The 17,442-nt window shown below is 41.9% G+C and carries 16 protein-coding genes; 14 read left to right on the top strand and 2 right to left on the bottom strand.

The genetic code is table 11. The features are described 5' to 3' along the window. The first annotated feature begins 14 nt into the window (after positions 1 to 14). The 6 genes from N4J56_RS27310 (at position 15) to N4J56_RS27285 (ending at position 7,389) form a co-directional block, all read left to right on the top strand. Complete coding sequence (locus tag N4J56_RS27310) at positions 15 to 1,235, top strand: 1-acyl-sn-glycerol-3-phosphate acyltransferase (protein ID WP_317109301.1); 1,221 nt, start codon at positions 15 to 17, stop codon at positions 1,233 to 1,235. A 597-nt stretch (positions 1,236 to 1,832) separates the two neighbouring features. Then, positions 1,833 to 2,288 carry a hypothetical protein gene (locus N4J56_RS27305; protein WP_317109300.1) on the top strand — a complete coding sequence of 152 codons (456 nt, stop codon included), beginning with the start codon at positions 1,833 to 1,835 and terminating at the stop codon, positions 2,286 to 2,288. 31 nt (positions 2,289 to 2,319) lie between these two features. Further along, a complete protein-coding gene (locus N4J56_RS27300; RefSeq protein WP_410500610.1) occupies positions 2,320 to 3,444 on the top strand; it encodes a DegT/DnrJ/EryC1/StrS family aminotransferase in 1,125 nt (374 codons plus the stop codon). Positions 3,445 to 3,535: 91 nt separating this feature from the next. Next, the gene (locus tag N4J56_RS27295; protein WP_317109298.1) at positions 3,536 to 4,777 is read left to right on the top strand and encodes a glycosyltransferase family 1 protein; all 1,242 of its coding nucleotides are present in this window, start codon (positions 3,536 to 3,538) and stop codon (positions 4,775 to 4,777) included. A gap of 431 nt (positions 4,778 to 5,208) precedes the next feature. Then, complete coding sequence (locus N4J56_RS27290; RefSeq protein WP_317109297.1) at positions 5,209 to 6,807, top strand: S-layer homology domain-containing protein; 1,599 nt, start codon at positions 5,209 to 5,211, stop codon at positions 6,805 to 6,807. Positions 6,808 to 6,828: 21 nt separating this feature from the next. Then, positions 6,829 to 7,389: a hypothetical protein gene (locus N4J56_RS27285; protein WP_317109296.1), complete on the top strand. Its 561-nt coding sequence runs from the start codon at positions 6,829 to 6,831 to the stop codon at positions 7,387 to 7,389. Here the strand turns inward: N4J56_RS27285 and N4J56_RS27280 are convergent. Together N4J56_RS27280 and N4J56_RS27275 are read right to left on the bottom strand one after the other, a co-directional pair. Further along, positions 7,377 to 8,111 carry a transposase gene (locus N4J56_RS27280; protein ID WP_317105834.1) on the bottom strand — a complete coding sequence of 245 codons (735 nt, stop codon included), beginning with the start codon at positions 8,109 to 8,111 and terminating at the stop codon, positions 7,377 to 7,379. The two genes, N4J56_RS27285 and N4J56_RS27280, sit on opposite strands and share 13 nt — an antisense overlap. Positions 8,112 to 8,152: 41 nt before the next feature. Beyond that, positions 8,153 to 8,710: a helix-turn-helix domain-containing protein gene (locus tag N4J56_RS27275; RefSeq protein ID WP_317105833.1), complete on the bottom strand. Its 558-nt coding sequence runs from the start codon at positions 8,708 to 8,710 to the stop codon at positions 8,153 to 8,155. A gap of 255 nt (positions 8,711 to 8,965) precedes the next feature. Here N4J56_RS27275 and N4J56_RS27270 point away from each other — a divergent pair, with 255 nt between their 5' ends. The 8 genes from N4J56_RS27270 to N4J56_RS27235 all read left to right on the top strand — a co-directional run bounded on the left by N4J56_RS27270 (position 8,966) and on the right by N4J56_RS27235 (position 17,368). After that, positions 8,966 to 9,799 carry an ABC transporter permease gene (locus N4J56_RS27270; RefSeq protein WP_317109295.1) on the top strand — a complete coding sequence of 278 codons (834 nt, stop codon included), beginning with the start codon at positions 8,966 to 8,968 and terminating at the stop codon, positions 9,797 to 9,799. 16 nt (positions 9,800 to 9,815) lie between these two features. Then, positions 9,816 to 11,090: a polysaccharide ABC transporter ATP-binding protein gene (locus N4J56_RS27265; protein ID WP_317109294.1), complete on the top strand. Its 1,275-nt coding sequence runs from the start codon at positions 9,816 to 9,818 to the stop codon at positions 11,088 to 11,090. Positions 11,091 to 11,121: 31 nt separating this feature from the next. Then, on the top strand, positions 11,122 to 11,631 hold the full coding sequence (locus tag N4J56_RS27260; RefSeq protein WP_317109293.1) for an acyltransferase: 510 nt from the start codon (positions 11,122 to 11,124) through the stop codon (positions 11,629 to 11,631). Positions 11,632 to 11,734: 103 nt separating this feature from the next. After that, on the top strand, positions 11,735 to 12,358 hold the full coding sequence (locus tag N4J56_RS27255) for a hypothetical protein (protein WP_317109292.1): 624 nt from the start codon (positions 11,735 to 11,737) through the stop codon (positions 12,356 to 12,358). A gap of 63 nt (positions 12,359 to 12,421) precedes the next feature. Beyond that, a complete protein-coding gene (locus N4J56_RS27250; RefSeq protein WP_317109291.1) occupies positions 12,422 to 14,134 on the top strand; it encodes a glycosyltransferase in 1,713 nt (570 codons plus the stop codon). A 274-nt stretch (positions 14,135 to 14,408) separates the two neighbouring features. Next, complete coding sequence (locus N4J56_RS27245) at positions 14,409 to 15,449, top strand: Gfo/Idh/MocA family oxidoreductase (protein ID WP_317109290.1); 1,041 nt, start codon at positions 14,409 to 14,411, stop codon at positions 15,447 to 15,449. Further along, positions 15,446 to 16,543 (top strand): DegT/DnrJ/EryC1/StrS family aminotransferase, encoded by a 1,098-nt coding sequence (locus tag N4J56_RS27240; RefSeq protein WP_317109289.1) that lies wholly within the window; start codon positions 15,446 to 15,448, stop codon positions 16,541 to 16,543. Before N4J56_RS27245 ends, N4J56_RS27240 begins: the two co-directional genes overlap by 4 nt. A 102-nt stretch (positions 16,544 to 16,645) precedes the next feature. Next, entirely contained in the window at positions 16,646 to 17,368 is a 723-nt protein-coding gene (locus tag N4J56_RS27235; protein ID WP_317109288.1) for an acyltransferase, read from the top strand. Positions 17,369 to 17,442 lie beyond the last annotated feature (74 nt).

Here is a 17,442-nt window from a genome sequence, read left to right as displayed (position 1 = left end):
TCATTGCAGTAAAAATGAAAAATTACTTCTATCCTCCTTTACCTAATACTTGTTTAATTAACTTTGCTCAAGTTATTGCTCCAGTTGTTATCCCCTATTTTTTTCAATTTGAATTACGTATCGAGCGCGAATCCATCGAGAAAATTCAGGCTTTAAACGAGCAAAGATTACTTTTATTACCAAATCATCCCACATTTCAAGATCCAATCGCAATCTTTGCTCTTTCTGGTAAGGTAAACCAAAAGTTTTACTACTTATCAGCATACGAATTGTTTCAAGGATTTATGACTGGAATTTTTCAACGATTAGGAGTTTATTCTATTCGACGTGGTTTAGTCGATCGCCCCAGTATTGCACAAACAATAGAAATATTAACTCAACCGCATTGCCGTTTAGTCATATTTCCAGAAGGAGGATGTTCTTTTCAAAACGATACGGTTATGCCTTTCCGCGCTGGCGCTGTTCAAATTGCTTTTCAGGCTATGAGTAAGCTAGCTAAGCAAGGAGAAGTACCCGATCTATATGCTTTGCCAGTTAGTATTAAATACCGCTATACGCAAGATATGCAGAGAGTGATTCGTCAATCTCTCAACCGTTTAGAACGAGCATTAAATATAAAATCTAGTTTAAAAGATTACGATCGCCTGCAAGCGATCGCACAACATGTCTTAGTCCGCATGGAACGAGAATATGACACTTATTCACCTACTAAAGACGAACTAACCTGGAACGATCGTATTTCTCTGCTACGGATGCATATTTTAGAATCCTGCGAACAACAGCTAGGCATTTCTTCTAATCCTAAAGAACCAGTGCGAGAACGAACCTATAGAGTTGAATACGTACTAAAAACTCAAGTAGATACACTAGAGTCAGAAGTAACAACAGAAACCGAAACTGCAACAGGCAATCGCGCTAATAAATACAGCTTAATTGAAAAATCAATTAAACGCTTGCTAAACTTTGATGCGATTTATGATGGTTACGTGGCTGAAAACCCAACACCAGAAAGATTTTTAGACACTCTCACTCGCCTAGAACGAGAAGTATTTGATATCGATAAACCCCCAGCTAAAGGATATCGTCATGCCAGAATTAAAATTGGAGAACCGATTAATCTTAAAGACTTCTTTACCGAATATCAACGCGATCGTGCTAAAACTGTGGATGCTGTGACGCTCAAAGTTCAACAAATAGTACAGCAAAATCTCGATTTGTTAAATGATAGTTGGTAATTGGTAGTTGGTAGTTAGTGATAGATGTATATCATTGAGTTTTCTCGCTCGTTCAGTATAGTTATGGCTAATTACTTAAAATCTAGTATGGTATCAATTATGTCAGCGAGGATGACATTCGCTAGTTGAGCGTGATAAGATTTACACATAAGTTAAATATTCATTACGGTGCGAGGAAACAGAAAATACTCCATACTCCGGTGACAAGATCGAACTGGACAGACAGTAAGTGACAGTACCTAGAAGAAACGTATTTCTGTAATTTTGCTTGTATGAAATTATTTGGTTAGATTGTATGCAGTTCTGAGCTGTAGCAGAGTAACTATTATTACTTAGTACAAAAAACACCTTACATCAACTGAGTTAAGGGGATCTACTGACAAAACTATCTCTTCATGCAAGCGATCGCCTTGGCATGGAGATTTTCCAAATATATAGCAATTTGTGCTGAACTTTAAGCATATCTCGCGGTGCTAGACGGTCGATCGTTAGCCGTTGGCTTCACAGCAGTGTGAGTTGCGTACAACACAAATAACATTGCTATAACTAAGCGCGATCGCAACTATATCAACCACATATTTTATTTAGAACAGCAGTATGATTCGAGAAATTAAGTACGAAAATATATTAATAGCAATGATTGTTTCTCATAAATTTCAAGCGCCTGGAATTCATTTTTTCACTCCAGGCGATTTTTCACAACAATTAGCTTATATGCGTCATCCTGTTGGAAAAATTATTCCGCCTCACGTCCACAATCCAGTCAAACGCGAAGTGCAGTATACCCAAGAAGTACTTTTGATCATAAAAGGTAGACTACGAGTAGATTTTTATAATGAGTCTCAGCAATATTTAGAAAGCTATATTCTCGAAGCTGGCGACGTGATTCTTTTAATCGCCGGAGGACATGGCTTTGAAGTATTAGAAGAAATTGAAATGTTTGAAGTCAAGCAAGGACCCTACGTAGGCGATTTAGATAAAACTCGATTTGTTGGTATTGAAGCAGAACAAGCTCAGCTAGCCGACGATCGCCTACTCCTTGTCAATAACTAGTAACAAATGATTAATGACGAATGACAAACATATGCTTGATTATATTCCTGTCAACGAACCACTGTTAGATGGTAATGAAAAAAAGTATTTAAATCAATGTATTGATACTGGTTGGATTTCCTCTGAAGGACCATTTATCAAACAATTTGAAGCACAGTTTGCGGCAAGAGTAGGACGTAAATATGGCATTGCCGTCAGTAATGGCTCCGTAGCTTTAGACGCTGCTGTATTAGCACTAGGTATTGGTGCGGGTGATGAAGTCATTCTACCTACTTTCACAATTATTTCCTGCGCGGCAGCAATTGTTCGTGCTGGTGCTATACCCGTTGTTGTAGATTGCGATCCTCATACCTGGAATATGGATGTGAGCCAGATTGAGGCTAAAATCACACCCAAAACCAAAGCAATCATGGTAGTTCATATTTATGGATTACCTGTAGATATGGAGCCAATACTTGCTTTAGCGGCAAAGTATGGATTGCAAATTATAGAAGATGCAGCCGAGATGCACGGACAAACTTATAAAAATCGTCCCTGCGGTAGTTTTGGTAATATTAGTACCGTTAGTTTTTATCCGAACAAACACATTACTACAGGCGAAGGTGGAATGATTCTCACCGATGACGATCGCCTAGCTGAACGTTGTTGTTCTCTACGAAATTTATGTTTTCAACCCCAGCAGCGTTTCATCCATGAAGAACTCGGCTGGAACCTGCGGATGAGTAATATTCAAGCCGCTTTAGGTGTAGCGCAACTCGAAAGATTGGACGAATTCATTGCTCGTAAACGTCGGATGGGACAACGTTACACCGAGCTATTGTCAGATGTACCTGGCTTGCAACTGCCAATCCCGCAGACTGACTACGCTGATAATATCTACTGGGTCTTTGCATTAGTACTAAAAGATGAAGTTCCATTTGATGCTAAAGAGGCAATGAGGCGCTTGCATCATCATCAAGTTGGTAGCCGTCCCTTCTTTTGGTCTATGCACGAACAACCTGTTTTCCACAAAATGGGATTATTTGCTAACGAGTCTTGTCCAGTAGCAGAAAATATCGCTCGGCGCGGTTTCTACATTCCCAGTGGTATAGCTTTAACTGACGAACAAATGGAACGAGTCGTCGAGGTAGTCAAGGAAATTTTGCGATTGCCATAATTTTTACCAAATTAATTAGATAGTAGGGTGGGCAATGCCCACCCTATATTTGATTTTAACTTACAGCATTTCTTGCGTTATAGGAGATTCAATGAGGGTTGGAATTTTTTTATCAAATTTTACTCCTCAAATTGGGGGAGGCTTTACGTTTGAAAACGAAGTATTTCGAGCGATCGCTGAATTTGGTGGGACAAGCGGTCATACTTTTATCGTATATAGCTGGGACAAAAGATTATCTCAAGCACCTCCATTAGGTCAACATATTGAATATAGATCGCTGCATCACAGTGTCAAAAAATTATTGTTGTTTCAGCCATTAAAAACTGTCAAAGAACTATTGAAAAGACTACGACAATCAAAAAACTTACTCAAACTTAACAGCGTATTCAAAGACGTAATTTTAGTTGCGATATTGGGCAAGGAAATCGATCTAGTGTGGTATTTAGAACCAAGTACTCGCACAGTCGAAATTCCTTACATTACGACACTTTGGGATCTACAGCATCGGGTACAGCCGTGCTTTCCAGAACTCAGCACCCAAGGACAATGGGACGAGCGAGAACAGTTTTACGCAAAAGTACTGAGGTGTGCTTCAATTATCGTGACTGGTACAGAGGCAGGTAGAGCCGAAGTCGAACGATTTTATCAAGTACCATCTGACCGAATTAAGATCTTGCCTTTTCCCACGCCTGAATGGGCGTTGAATGCTCCATATAACAGCGATCGCTACATACTAGAGAAGTACAATATACCGGAAAATTACCTATTTTATCCCGCACAGTTTTGGGCGCACAAAAATCATGTCGCTTTATTGATGGCGGTTAAATGGCTGCGATCGCAATTCAATTTAATTTTACCCGTAGTATTTGTTGGCTCGGAAAAGGGCAACAAGCAATATATTCAGCAAGTTGTTGCCGATCTCGACTTATCTAGCCAAGTTCACTTTCTGGGATTTGTACCGCAAGCTGATATAGTTCCCCTGTATCGCCATGCATTTGCTCTAGCTTTTATGTCTTTTTGCGGACCTGATAACATACCTCCTTTGGAAGCATTTGCTTTAGGTTGTCCGGTTGTTGCTGCCAACGTGTCAGGTGCTTTAGAGCAGCTGGGAGATGCCGCTTTACTAGTCGATCAGCGAGATGAACGGCAAGTTGCTTTGGCGATTAAGTCACTCTACGATGACCCTATTTTGCGGCAAACGTTGGTACAACGAGGGTTAGCACGAGCGGCAAAATGGACGGGACAAGATTATGTCAAAGCTGCATTTGAAATGCTTGACGAATTTGCAACCCTCCGACGCTGTTGGAGTGGCACAAAACCCGAGCGTCGCTGATAGCGGTTTTCAATTGAGTAAAACACGCGAGCTGTAGGGGCGCTTTCTCTGTGCGCCCCTACAAATGTCAAATTCGATCCGTACTGAGTTACGTAAGGGCGTGCAACTAAGTGTTGTACGCCCTTACGTATATATAAAGCTCATCCTGTGGATCTACTGATAGTAATTGCGATCGCTCCGTAAACCAAAAGTTAATTCAGTGAAACCACGCATGGGGATACGGAAAAAGGCGGCTAAACTGCGTTTGAAGTTGAGTTATTTCAGGCTAACTTTTAACTTCTTCTAGATAGACAATTTATCTAAAAAATTAGGCTCATTTCATCAGTAAATTTTGCCTCAAAGGTGTGTGAGGAGTTACTAACTCAAGTAATTCCTGCGGATACGTCTGTCTTGAAGTTGGTAACTTTCTCTAAGTCACTGAGCTACTTATAATGTGTATTGTTAAAGCTGCTACAACCACTATTCTCTTGGCGACTCTTGCTTGTTGCGAGTTGAGCTACAAAGCCAATGCCAATCCTAGTTTGCCAATCGCCCAAAAACAGCTAGGCGATCGCGCTATGGCAGTGAAGCAAAATAGTGCAACTGCATTGGAACAGGTGTTGCAAACTCGAAAGTTTAAAGCCTCAGATTTAGCACAAGTATCGACTTTAAATGATATTCAGGGTAGCTGGGCGCAGAGTTTTATTGCCGGACTAGTATCGCGGGGTATCGTTCAAGGTTTTCCCGATGGTAGTTTTCGCCCAGACGAGCCAGTAACTCGCGCTCAATTTGCCGCAATTGTCACTAAAGCATTTCCACAACAATCTAACCGCAACGCGATCGCTTTCGCAGATTTACCGGAATATTACTGGGCAAAGGATGCAATCCAGACAGCTTACCAAACAGGATTTCTGGCTGGATATCCCAACAACACCTTTTTACCAGAGCAAAACATTCCCCGCGTCCAAGTGTTGGTAGCTCTAGCCAACGGACTGAACTTGTCTGCAAAAGCAGAATCTTCCACCCTGCTCGATACCTCGTATCAAGATGCAGCAGAAATTCCCGACTTTGCCCGTAGTCCAGTGGCAGCGGCAACAGCAAATCGCTTGGTCGTAAACTATCCTAATAAGGATGTACTGCATCCAAATCAAACGGCAACCCGTGCAGATGTCGCAGCGTTTATTTACCAAGCTTTAGCGAACCAGGGTGAAATGCCGCAACTGAGAGCTGACGATCCAATGGCTGAATATGTCGTTGGTTTGCAGCCAGCAACTCCAGTAGCATCCGCACCAGAACCACAGCCACTGACACCCGAGCAAGTCGCAAAACTGCGTCAGCAGTATCGCATCGAAGCGACACCTTTAACAGCTTTGATCAGACCGTCAGTCGTAGGTGGCGGATCGAGTGTTGGTTCGCCCACGGCATTTGGTGCGGGTTGGGGTAGTGCCTTCTTCGGTACGAGCTTTCAAGGTAGAGCGCGCGATACTAGCAAATCAGATGGAGCGGCTTCATTTGGATTTGGTTTAGGCGATGCAAGTAGAGCTGTCGGTCTAGAAATTGCGGCTACAACTGTCGATCTGTATGGAAATACTTTCGGGGATGGGACTATTAGTTTCAAACTGCATCGCCTCCTACCAGCAAACTTTGGAATTGCGGTTGGGGTGGAAAATGCAATTATTTGGGGTGAGACTGACGGTGGTAGCAGTCTTTACGGCGTAGTCAGTAAAGTTTTCAGTCTCACAGAGGATGCAGCAAAGCCTTTTAGTAAGATTACAACCTCAGTAGGTCTAGGTGGTGGTCGCTTCCGTTCTGAAGAGGACGTAGAAGATGGTAACGATACGGTTAATGTTTTTGGCAGCATGGGCTTGCAAGCAACTGAACAACTTTCCCTCATCGCAGACTGGACGGGTCAAGATCTGAACTTAGGTGTATCTGTCGTACCTTTCCGAAGTCTACCTCTAGTCATTACTCCATCTCTTGCCGATGTCACTGGTAATGCTGGTGATGGTGTCCGATTTGTTCTTGGTGTTGGTTATGTCGGTCGTTTTTAAGTCGTGACGAAGGGAATCAAAATGATGAATGTTCAACGCCAGCTCTGTATTAGTTTAGCTTTAGGGTCATTTTTGCTAGTTAGTTCGTTACCCGCTCTGGCTCAGAAGAACAACCAGTCAGATGTCACGGGCTTTATTATCACTACTGGTGATATTGTTAGTGGTGCTTTTGTTCCCGGGAGGAATGGTGGTTTTAATCCTGCTGCTCAAGTTGCGATCGATCGGGCTGCTGCTGCGCTTAACGGTTTACTGGCAAAAGGAGCGATCGCTGGTATTCCCCCAGAGACGCAGCAAGCACTAGCAAGCATACTGACTGAAACTGGAAATCCTACCTCAGCTGCCATTCAATTTCAAAACACTTTAGTTGCAGCGGGTGCAGATACAAAACTAGCAGCAGGATTTGTAAAAAGCTTACAAGGGCTAACTGCTGGTAGTGTAATTTCTCCAGGTAAATTAGTAGGGGCTATAGAAGCCTACAACGCTTTAGTTAATAGTGGGAATGGAAACTTTTTGCAAGTTGCTGCGCCACAATTGCAAGCGGTAAAAGCAGCGCTATTACAACTAGTGGGTCATTTGGTATGAGTGTTGCCATTATTTTTGGCAATAGTTGTCCGCCGAAGAGGACGATGCGTACAGGCACCAGAACCACCAAGAGAGTGAAATCTTTGACGCGCTCTGTCTCGACGTTGCGCTCGTAATCCTGCCCAGACAAACGGCGTTGGTTGTTGGTTCCATCCAAAAGCAGTTGCTTCCAACCACTCAATAATTTGATAGGCTGTTTGCGGATGATGCCCCTCTAGAGCTCGGCGTTTGAGAATTCGTTGAATCGACTCAGCCATATTCAGCCAGCTACCGCCAAGAGGTGTGTAGAGCGGCATGATGCCATGAGCACACAGCCACAATACCAACTGGGGAGTTTTATGTCCGACCAAGTTATCCATCACTAGCAACATTCGCAGTGGCGGTAAGTCGTGTGGGAGTGTAAAGCGTACTTTCAACCCCTGCTGCCAACTTTTCCATAACCGTTGATTTTCTTCAGGCTTGAGTAATCGAGCTGGAGTTGGCAGTGATTGTACAACACTAGCTAATTCTTGCTTGAGCCATTCGTGCAACACAGCATTGGTACAACTGGTAACACCCTTAACTCGTACTTGCCCAGTAGCGGGATGGAATAGCGTTAACAGCTTGGCTGTGCCATTACGGATATATTCATGTTCTTGCCGTGTCGGTTTACCTACTGGCTGCCAATTGCTACCAGGGTAAGGAGCAGTGCCAAATGGTCCCGCCTCGTCTTCGCACCACACACTCAAGCCTAGCTTCTGTCCCTGAGTGTAAGCGCGTTCTATCAGTTTTTTTTTGCCACGGTATCTGGGTCAGTTACTACTACTAGCTTGCCTTTGCGTATGCGCTTCACCTGTCCAGTTTTTAACCAACTGCGGCTCTTTTGCCAGCTATAGCCCGCCTCTTTGAGTACCTGCCAAATTGTATAAGTACTGATTTGGGTTAAGCCATCAGGAGCCTGACGCAAAGCCCGTTGAAGTGTAGCTACTGACCAGGTTGCCGTGCCCTCTTTCTGCCGCTCTGGTTGACGCTGAAATTCGGACAGGATGCGTTGTTTTTCTGGTTCGCTGTATTGCACTACTGCCCCACCGCCATGTCGAGGCTGTAAGGCAGCTAAGCCTTCAACATTGAAGCGACTGACCCACTTGCTGACCGTATCACCACAGCGTAATCCTACTAACTGCGCTGCACTCGTGTAATCAGCCCCAAGAGCCACGGCTAGAATCGCTTTGGCCCGCATGACACTAGCAGATGATTGGGATTGAGAACGGCTCAGTTTTTTCAAGTCGGTTTGTTCTTCATCACTTAACGGTCGCAAAGGTGCTTTTTTTTGCCGTGTCATCACAACCTGAAAAACTATGTATCTTCACTTTAATTGACCATCCTTTTTATGGCAACACTCATACCAAATGACTCACTAGCAGAAGCTTTGACAAAAGCTAATTCTCCAAAAGCTAATGCCCGCCCCTAGTTTTTTAGAGAACAACTTCAGAAGTTGCGATCGAAAAGAACATCAATCGTTTATGGGGTAGGTTTCTAGCCTGCCTTTCATACAAGCTTACATTAAACATTTCCTAAGTAATTACTCTGACTACTTGTGACAAACCACAGTCAATCTGAATTAATTATTGCAGCTGGTAGAACAGAACACCAGTACTGGAAAGATTTATGGCGCTACCGCGAATTATTTTACTTCCTGGCTTGGCGAGACATTTTAGTGCGTTACAAGCAGACTGCGATTGGTATTGCGTGGGCATTAGTACGCCCATTTTTAACCATGATTGTCTTTACAGTCGTATTTGGCAAACTCGCAAAACTACCTGCTGAGGGCGTACCATATCCAATTATGGTGTTTGCAGCTATGTTACCTTGGCAATTTTTTGCCAGCGCTCTTGCAGAATGTAGTAATAGCCTCATTTCTAATGCTAATTTGATTTCTAAGGTTTACTTCCCCCGTTTAATTGTGCCTGCTAGTGCAGTTGTTGTCAGTTTTGTAGATTTTCTTGTATCAGGCATGATTTTGTTAGGTTTGATGGCATGGTATAACTTTATTCCTTCCTGGCAAATTTTAACGCTGCCATTATTTATGGCGATCGCTTTTGTCGCTGCTATCGGTGGAGGATTATGGCTATCAGCATTGAATGTTAAATATCGTGATTTTCGCTTTATCGTGCCGTTCATCGTCCAGTTTGGTTTGTATATTTCTCCGGTTGGATTTAGTAGCAGCATCGTACCCGAACAATGGCGTTTAATTTATTCACTTAACCCAATGGTGGGTGTTATCGATGGTTTTCGTTGGGCAATTCTTGGTGGAGAGACTCAACTCTATTGGCAAGGATTCATGTTGTCTGTAGTATTAGTAGCTTTACTGTTTGGCAGTAGCATCTGGTATTTTCGCAAGGTAGAGCGATCGTTTGCAGACGTAATTTAAGTCAGAACTTTAAAGTATGTCAGATTCAGTAATTCGCGTCGAAAATCTAAGTAAAAAATACATTCTCGGTCATCAAAAGCAAGAACGTTACACCACACTGCGAGATACGCTGGCTAGCGGAGTCAAATCTTTTAAACATCACTTTCTAAAGCAGCGCGATCGCAGAACTTATAATCCAACTCGTGAAGAATTTTGGGCATTAAAAGACGTTTCTTTCGAGATTAAACAAGGTGAAGCTATTGGTGTCATTGGACGCAATGGTGCAGGAAAATCGACACTATTAAAACTTTTGAGTCGTATTACTGAACCTACTAGAGGAAATATAGTTGCTAAAGGGCGAGTGGCAAGCTTGCTAGAAGTAGGAACGGGATTTCACCCAGAACTAACTGGACGAGAAAATATTTATCTCAACGGTTCTATTTTAGGCATGAGTAGAGCCGAGATTAAAAAAAAGTTTGATGAAATTGTTGCCTTTGCTGAAATTGAAAAGTTTTTAGATACTCCAGTCAAGCGATATTCTTCTGGAATGTACGTTCGCCTTGCTTTCTCTGTTGCTGCTCACTTGGAACCAGAAATTTTGATTGTGGATGAAGTCTTAGCAGTAGGCGATTCAGCATTTCAAAAGAAATGTTTGGGAAAAATGGGTGATGTATCAAATAAAGAAGGACGCACAGTTTTATTCGTCAGCCATAGTATGCAAGCTATTGCCCAACTGACTCAGCGTTGCATATTGCTTTCCAAAGGGAATGTTCAATTTGATGGTCATAGCGATAAAGCAGTACGCTTATATCTAACTGAGCAAAAAAATGATTCTGAAAAACTTCCTTATTACCAAGCTCCTGCAAACAAAACAAACAACTATATAACCTGGATGCGGGTACATACTTCTGAAGAACAAGGAATTCACTGCTGGGGTAAACCTATTACTTTTGAGTTTGCCATACATATAACTCAACCCCATGAAACTTTGTGGTTCTCTTTTAATGTAGTTAATGAGTTGCAACAATCTGTTTGTATTTTCTGGTTTTACGACGCTAAAGCTCCTTTTCGCCAAGAACCAGGAACGTTTATTGTGCGATGTGAAGTTCCAAAATTCAGATTGTACATGGGTGCGTATACGATCGCGACATGGTTGTCTGAAATTCGGAGCAATACTATATTAGAAAATCTCTCTAATATTTGTCATTTTGAAGTCACGATGCATGGTACTGAACGGGAAGAGTGTCAATGGCAATCTCATGAGTGCATGTATTTAGAAGAAGCAGTTTGGCAAACTGTGGACAAGAATTAATTCTAAATTGAGATCGATAGGTAGATAAGAAATGCCAGTCAAAGATGATGTAAAGTTTGGTAAAAATGTGAAAATTTTTCATCCTCAACTTGTAAATCTTTATGGTTGCACGATTGGTGACGATACTAAAATCGGTACTTTTGTAGAGATTCAGAAAAATACTGTTGTAGGGAGTCGGTGTAAAATTTCATCTCACAGTTTTCTCTGTGAAGGTGTTGCGATCGAGGATGAAGTATTTATTGGTCATGGAGTTATGTTTACTAATGACCTTTATCCGCAAGCCACGAATGAAGATGGAAGCTTGCAAACTGAAGCTGATTGGAGTATAGTCAAAACTTTAGTAAAATGCCGTGCTTCTATTGGTAGTAATGCTACTATCCTACCGGGCGTGACTATTGGAGAAAAAGCGATAGTTGGAGCTGGAGCAGTAGTAACTCATGATGTTCCTAACTATGCAATTGTAGTCGGAGTACCTGCACGTATTATCGGTGACGTGCGCGATCGCTCTCAAAATCTAGAGTTGGTAAGTAAGCCAGAGTAATATTGCTGAGTTTGTCTGAAGCAAATAGGTGCTATACGGTTGATATTTTAGCTGTATAAAGGTAACCCGATCGCCTAAAACCAAATTTTAGAGAGATACTTTAATGACTACTATTACCGAGTTAAAAAATAAACCAAAACTTGTATATTTTCAAAGAAAATACGAACACATAGCGAATTTTGTTCGATTGCACTATCAACAACAAGTGAAGTGTTTAGCTGAATTCTTTGATGTCACTGTAATTAATCAAGATTGCGACTATCAAGAAATTTGCGATCGGTATCAACCGGAAATCACGCTTTTTGAAATTGGCATATCAGCTTGGGGATATACTCGTCTAAATATTAAAAATACTTGTGTTTATCCAAAAATACCCAAATTAGGCTTTTATCATGCAGATTGTTTTTGTGAAGCTCGATCTGCTTTTATTTATGATATAGAAAATTGGGGCATACAAACATTATTTAGTCTATCTGTACGTGCTGCTGAGTATATGCCCGAACTTAGCGATCGCATATTTACGTGGTCTAATTTTATCGATCCCGATTTATATCGAGATTATGCATATCCTAAAACTATACCAGTACTTTTTACAGGTAGTAACAGTTCTTTTTATCCTTGGCGACAACAAATTTTAAAGGTTGTATCTCAGGCTTATCCATCCTTGATCAGCCCGCACTTTGGATATGAAGAAAAAACAGCATTCCGAATGCTTTACGGTCAGTAGTACGCACGCACGATCAATGCCTCTTGGTTTGTACCAGCTTGCGGCACAATAGTCAAAGAAGTTGTGCGTAAACATTTTGAAATTCCCGCATGTAAATCTTGTCTAATTACAGAAAAAACTCCAGCTTTAGAAGCTGCTGGCTTCGTTGATATGCAAAATTGTGTTTTTGCTGACGAAACTGATGTATTAAATAAAATTGATTACCTATTTCAAAATCCAGAAGAACTAGAGAAGATTACTAATGCAGGTTATCAACTAGTCCACTCTCAACACACTCTCAAACAACGAGATCAAATATTTCAATGGTTTAATCTGAATAAAATTATCAAACCCGGTCAAAAAATCGTTCAGAATAACCCCTTTGGAGAGCTGACTCTTGTAGAAGAAATTTCAGGAATTAAAAGTACGCATATTATTAATAATACACTTGATAAAATACTTCTCCATCAAGGAGACGAAAAACTCTGGAATGGTAAATATGATGAAGCAGAATCTCTATATTTATGTTGTCTAAATTCTTTAATACAAATGCTACCTGAGCCAAAATTACGTCTAGCGATATGTAACCTCTATAAAGGAAATGCTCGGGAAGCACTCTCATGGATTTTCCAACCAATTGAATGCATACTAATTTTAAATAAAGCTTCAGAACCCGATCCAGTAGAGTGGGCTTACCTGATTATTATCCTCCTTTGTCAAGGAAAGCTAAGCGAGGCAACAGAACGTGTTAATCAGTTTCCGTCACTTTACCATCCCGAACTAGATCGCGTTCGTTGGGCAATTGAGGTTTTAAATAATTCAGAGAGTCAAATCGCTATACCGAACCAGAATTTATCAAACTACCGAATTAGCGTTCACCAATTACCAAAATGGAGCTTTAGCGACTGGGTAACTAATGTTTGTATTATGTTAAAAGCTTGCAAGCAGGTAACTTTTGCAGAACATCTGACTAACGCCTCTGGCTCAGAAGGACGAATTTCCAAAGTAGAAGTACCGTTACAAAACAGACATATTTTTAATGATTTATTGAAGCTCGTTCCTAAAATGGAAGTGAGAAAATATAATAGTTTATTACCTGCTCCCTATCGTATTGATTTCCGATTTGCTAGACGGCTAATATCAAAAATCAAATCTAAGTTAAAACCAAGAATAGTTCGGGTATTAAATGTTTTAGAAAATTCGTTCGGCTATTTTCTACCTTACCATTTGTCGGCATTTCAAAAAGATGAGTTCTTTTCTGTTGTCAATAAACTGATCCGAGATGAAGATATCGAAACATTGTTAGTTATTGGTGCATCTGCCGGAACGAAAACTACTGAGATGTTTTTCACAGGAATTCGAGACAATCCGAATAACATCAAAGTATTTTGTATTGAGCTAGTTACGACGAAGTTGCAAAATTTAAAGAAACGCTGTTCGCGAGACTCTTCGATTGAATTTTATAGTGTTTTAACTTGTCAAGGAAACGCATCTGATTTGAAGAAAGTTTCAAAATCTACTATTTTCCCAAAAGAAGTGAATGGAAATAGTTATCAGTCCTTGTTAGCTCGTTTACGTCACTACAATGAAGATACAAATAATATAAAACTTGCTAAAAATACCATTATAAAAATTAAAGAAAGAAATCAAATCGATTGTTTTGATATGATATTGATCGCTCGTCCCGAATTTGATATTTCTGCTGGATTTGATGAGATTTATGGAGCTAATTTTGTCTTGCTTGAAGGTATTAACTCCTTGCAAAATCATAATTTACTCCATAGATTACTAGCATAAACAGGCTACACCATAGTTGCTCAAAATCTTTTTTTACATAATGGATACGCCATTTTAAAAAGAACCGATCGAGCTAGAATTGCGACTGACTACAATAGATGTCGATCGCTTGAATGACTTTGAATGTAAAAAAATATAGTTGCTATTTTGTAAAAATTATGACTTCAATGCTGCTTCAAAGTTGTATGCGATCGCGATCGAGAAAAAAGTCATTTTGACTATGCGTAAATTCCAGCACTTCCCGATCGGTTGAAAAATTAGTTAGGTAACAATAATGAAAGATACGATTGCTATAGGTGTAATTGGCTATGGTTACTGGGGACCTAATTTAGTCAGAAATTTCTCTGAAATCCCAGGAGCGCAGGTAAAAACTGTGAGCGATTTTAAACCAGAATTGCTGGTAAAAGCGCAGACACGGTATCCTACCTTGAAAGTCACGACCGATTATCAAGACATATTAAAAGATCCAAAGATCGATGCCGTGGCGATCGCCACACCAGTTTCCACTCACTTCGATTTAGCTCTAGCAGCATTGCAAGCTGGCAAGCACGTCCTGGTAGAGAAACCGATGACGACCTCTTCCGAACAGGCAATGAGGTTAATTGAGGAAGCACAACGGCGCAACCTAGTGTTGATGGTAGATCACACCTTTGTTTACACGGGTGCTGTTCGCAAGATGCACGATCTAATTACGACTAAGGTTGTAGGCGAGATTTATTACTACGATTCGGTGCGCGTTAACCTCGGACTATTTCAGCATGACGTGAACGTATTGTGGGATCTGGCAGTTCACGACCTTTCGATTATGGACTATCTACTGCCATACCGACCTTATGCTGTCTCAGCTACAGGTATTAGCCACGTACCTAGAGGACCGGAAAACATTGCCTACTTAACGTTATTTTTTGAAAACAACTTGATGGCTCATCTCCACGTCAACTGGTTGGCTCCAGTCAAAGTTCGTCGCACGTTAATTGGTGGCAGTCAACGCATGATTGTCTACGATGATTTAGAACCGAGCGAGAAGGTCAAGATTTACGACAAAGGAATTACCCTCAATAGCAACTCTGCCGAAAGCGTATATCAAATGCTGATTGGCTACCGTGCAGGGGATATGTGGGCTCCGCACTTGGATATGACAGAGGCAATACGGACAGAAGGACTGCACTTTATAGATTGTATTAAGCAAAGCGATCGCCCCATTAGTGATGGGGAAGCAGGACTGCGGGTCGTAAAAATTCTGGAAGCTGCTACCCAGTCCATCAAGCAGCAAGGGCGATTAATTGAACTAAACACGATGGAGGTAGCAGCATGATCCCATTTGTAGACCTAAAAGCACAATACCTGAGCATTAAAAACGAAATCGATACTGCTGTCCTCAAAGCTTTAGAAAGCACGCAATTTGTGCTAGGTAGCGAAGTTGTCGCTTTAGAAGAAGAGTTCGCTCATTACTGCAGTGCTGACTATGGCATTGCTGTCAATACAGGCACTAGCGCTCTCCACTTAGCATTATTAGCCGCTGGAATTGGCACGGGTGACGAAGTGATTACCGTTCCTTTCACTTTTGTTGCCACCACCGCCGCCATTTGTTACACCGGAGCTAAACCTGTCTTCGTCGATATCGATCCCGTGTCATACACGATGGACGTGACCCAGATTGAAGCAGCCATCACCCCGCGCACCAAAGCAATTCTACCAGTGCATCTGTACGGTCAACCAGCCGACATGGAACCGATTTTAGAAATCGCTCGCCGTCACGGTCTCGTTGTAATTGAAGATGCAGCACAGGCACATAGAGCCGAGTACAAAGGGCAGCGAGTTGGTAGTCTTGGCGACATTGGTTGTTTCAGCTTCTATCCTGGGAAGAACTTAGGGGCATGTGGCGAAGGTGGTATGGTCGTCACCAACAATCCCGAATACGAGCGCCAAATGCGGATGCTACGCGATTGGGGGCAAGAACGCAAGTATCACCACGTCTTTAAGGGATACAACTACCGGATGGACGGCATCCAGGGCGCAATCTTACGGGTGAAGTTACGCCATTTAGATGCATGGACAGAGGCACGCAGAGCGCACGCCGCACGATATGACAAACCGCTAGCAAATGCAGGTGTGAAAACTCCGACGGCGATGCCTTACAGCCATCATGTTTATCATGTCTATGCCGTGCGATCGCAGCAGCGGGACACTTTACAACAAAAGCTGCAAGAGAAAGGGATTCAAACAGGCATTCACTATCCCATTCCGGTACACCTGCAACCAGCTTATGCCGACCTGGGTTATCAAGCTGGCGCATTTCCTCACTCAGAAGCGGCATCAAAGGAAGTTTTATCCTTGCCAATGTATGCAGAATTGACCGCAGATTCACAAACCCAGATTGTCAATGCGGTAATTGCTGAATATGTCTGATACTTGACAATTTTCTCGAACAGCAAAACTTATATGATGCAGCTTGTCTGTACTATGTTTGCCGCGATCCTAGAGCTAGTCAGGAAATAGTTGAGGAAGACAATGTTTGAACTAGATAGGATAAGAACTGTCCAAGCCGTTCATGGCTTGAAAGACTTTCAGCCAGATCCTGATTTTGAAATTGGATTAGCAGAATATCTCCTCAACCAGTATGGACAAAAGGGATTACTTGAGCTGCACTCGCGTTTTGCGATCGGCGATGGAGATATTGATGGACTAATGCGACGAGCTATTTGGCGAGCGGTAGCGCAGCAATTTGGACATGGAGTTCGGATTGGCAGTGGAGTAGGCTTCAAACATTTAGAAACGTTTGAGATTGGCGATCGCGTGTTCATTGGTTCGCAAAGTTACATTCAAGGACGATTTGATGGTAAGTGCGCGATCGGTAACCAAGTTTGGATCGGTCCTCAAAGCTATTTTGATGCGCGTGACTTGATAATTGAAGACAATGTTGGGTGGGGACCAGGTGCAAAAGTTCTAGGTTCAACCCATACTGGATTACCCGTTGACGTTCCCATTATTCAAACAGACCTAGAAATCAAATCAGTCAAAATTGAAGCTGGAGCGGATATTGGTATGAACGCGGTTGTTTTACCTGGAGTCACAATTGGCAAAGGTAGCATTGTTGGTGCGGGCGCAGTTGTTACCAAGAACGTACCACCATTTGCAATTGTTACTGGCGTTCCGGCTCGTTTTCTTCGCTGGCGTGATGGATACGAATCATCAGAGGACTTGGCAAAACATGCAAGTAGCTACGGAGTTTAGCAATGTAGCTGGCTGGTGCTGGAGTTTCTGATTGAATACTCAACAAAGTTATTTACGAGCAGAGATCGCCATTA

Origin of the sequence: Chroococcidiopsis sp. SAG 2025 (assembly GCF_032860985.1) — a bacterium.
GTDB lineage: Bacteria > Cyanobacteriota > Cyanobacteriia > Cyanobacteriales > Chroococcidiopsidaceae > Chroococcidiopsis.
The sequence above is the reverse complement of the archived record's forward strand: the minus strand, read 5'-3'. Positions and strand labels throughout refer to the sequence as shown.

Bases quoted from the DNA above. Each gene is read 5' to 3' on its own strand.
- N4J56_RS27310 (WP_317109301.1), top strand. From the start codon at position 15: ATGAAAAATTACTTCTATCCTCCTTTACCTAATACTTGTTTAATTAAC.
- N4J56_RS27305 (WP_317109300.1), top strand. From the start codon at position 1,833: ATGATTCGAGAAATTAAGTACGAAAATATATTAATAGCAATGATTGTT.
- N4J56_RS27300 (WP_410500610.1), top strand. From the start codon at position 2,320: ATGCTTGATTATATTCCTGTCAACGAACCACTGTTAGATGGTAATGAA.
- N4J56_RS27295 (WP_317109298.1), top strand. From the start codon at position 3,536: ATGAGGGTTGGAATTTTTTTATCAAATTTTACTCCTCAAATTGGGGGA.
- N4J56_RS27290 (WP_317109297.1), top strand. From the start codon at position 5,209: ATGTGTATTGTTAAAGCTGCTACAACCACTATTCTCTTGGCGACTCTT.
- N4J56_RS27285 (WP_317109296.1), top strand. From the start codon at position 6,829: ATGATGAATGTTCAACGCCAGCTCTGTATTAGTTTAGCTTTAGGGTCA.
- N4J56_RS27275 (WP_317105833.1), bottom strand. From the start codon at position 8,710: ATGACACGGCAAAAAAAAGCACCTTTGCGACCGTTAAGTGATGAAGAA.
- N4J56_RS27265 (WP_317109294.1), top strand. From the start codon at position 9,816: ATGTCAGATTCAGTAATTCGCGTCGAAAATCTAAGTAAAAAATACATT.
- N4J56_RS27260 (WP_317109293.1), top strand. From the start codon at position 11,122: ATGCCAGTCAAAGATGATGTAAAGTTTGGTAAAAATGTGAAAATTTTT.
- N4J56_RS27255 (WP_317109292.1), top strand. From the start codon at position 11,735: ATGACTACTATTACCGAGTTAAAAAATAAACCAAAACTTGTATATTTT.
- N4J56_RS27245 (WP_317109290.1), top strand. From the start codon at position 14,409: ATGAAAGATACGATTGCTATAGGTGTAATTGGCTATGGTTACTGGGGA.
- N4J56_RS27240 (WP_317109289.1), top strand. From the start codon at position 15,446: ATGATCCCATTTGTAGACCTAAAAGCACAATACCTGAGCATTAAAAAC.
- N4J56_RS27235 (WP_317109288.1), top strand. From the start codon at position 16,646: ATGTTTGAACTAGATAGGATAAGAACTGTCCAAGCCGTTCATGGCTTG.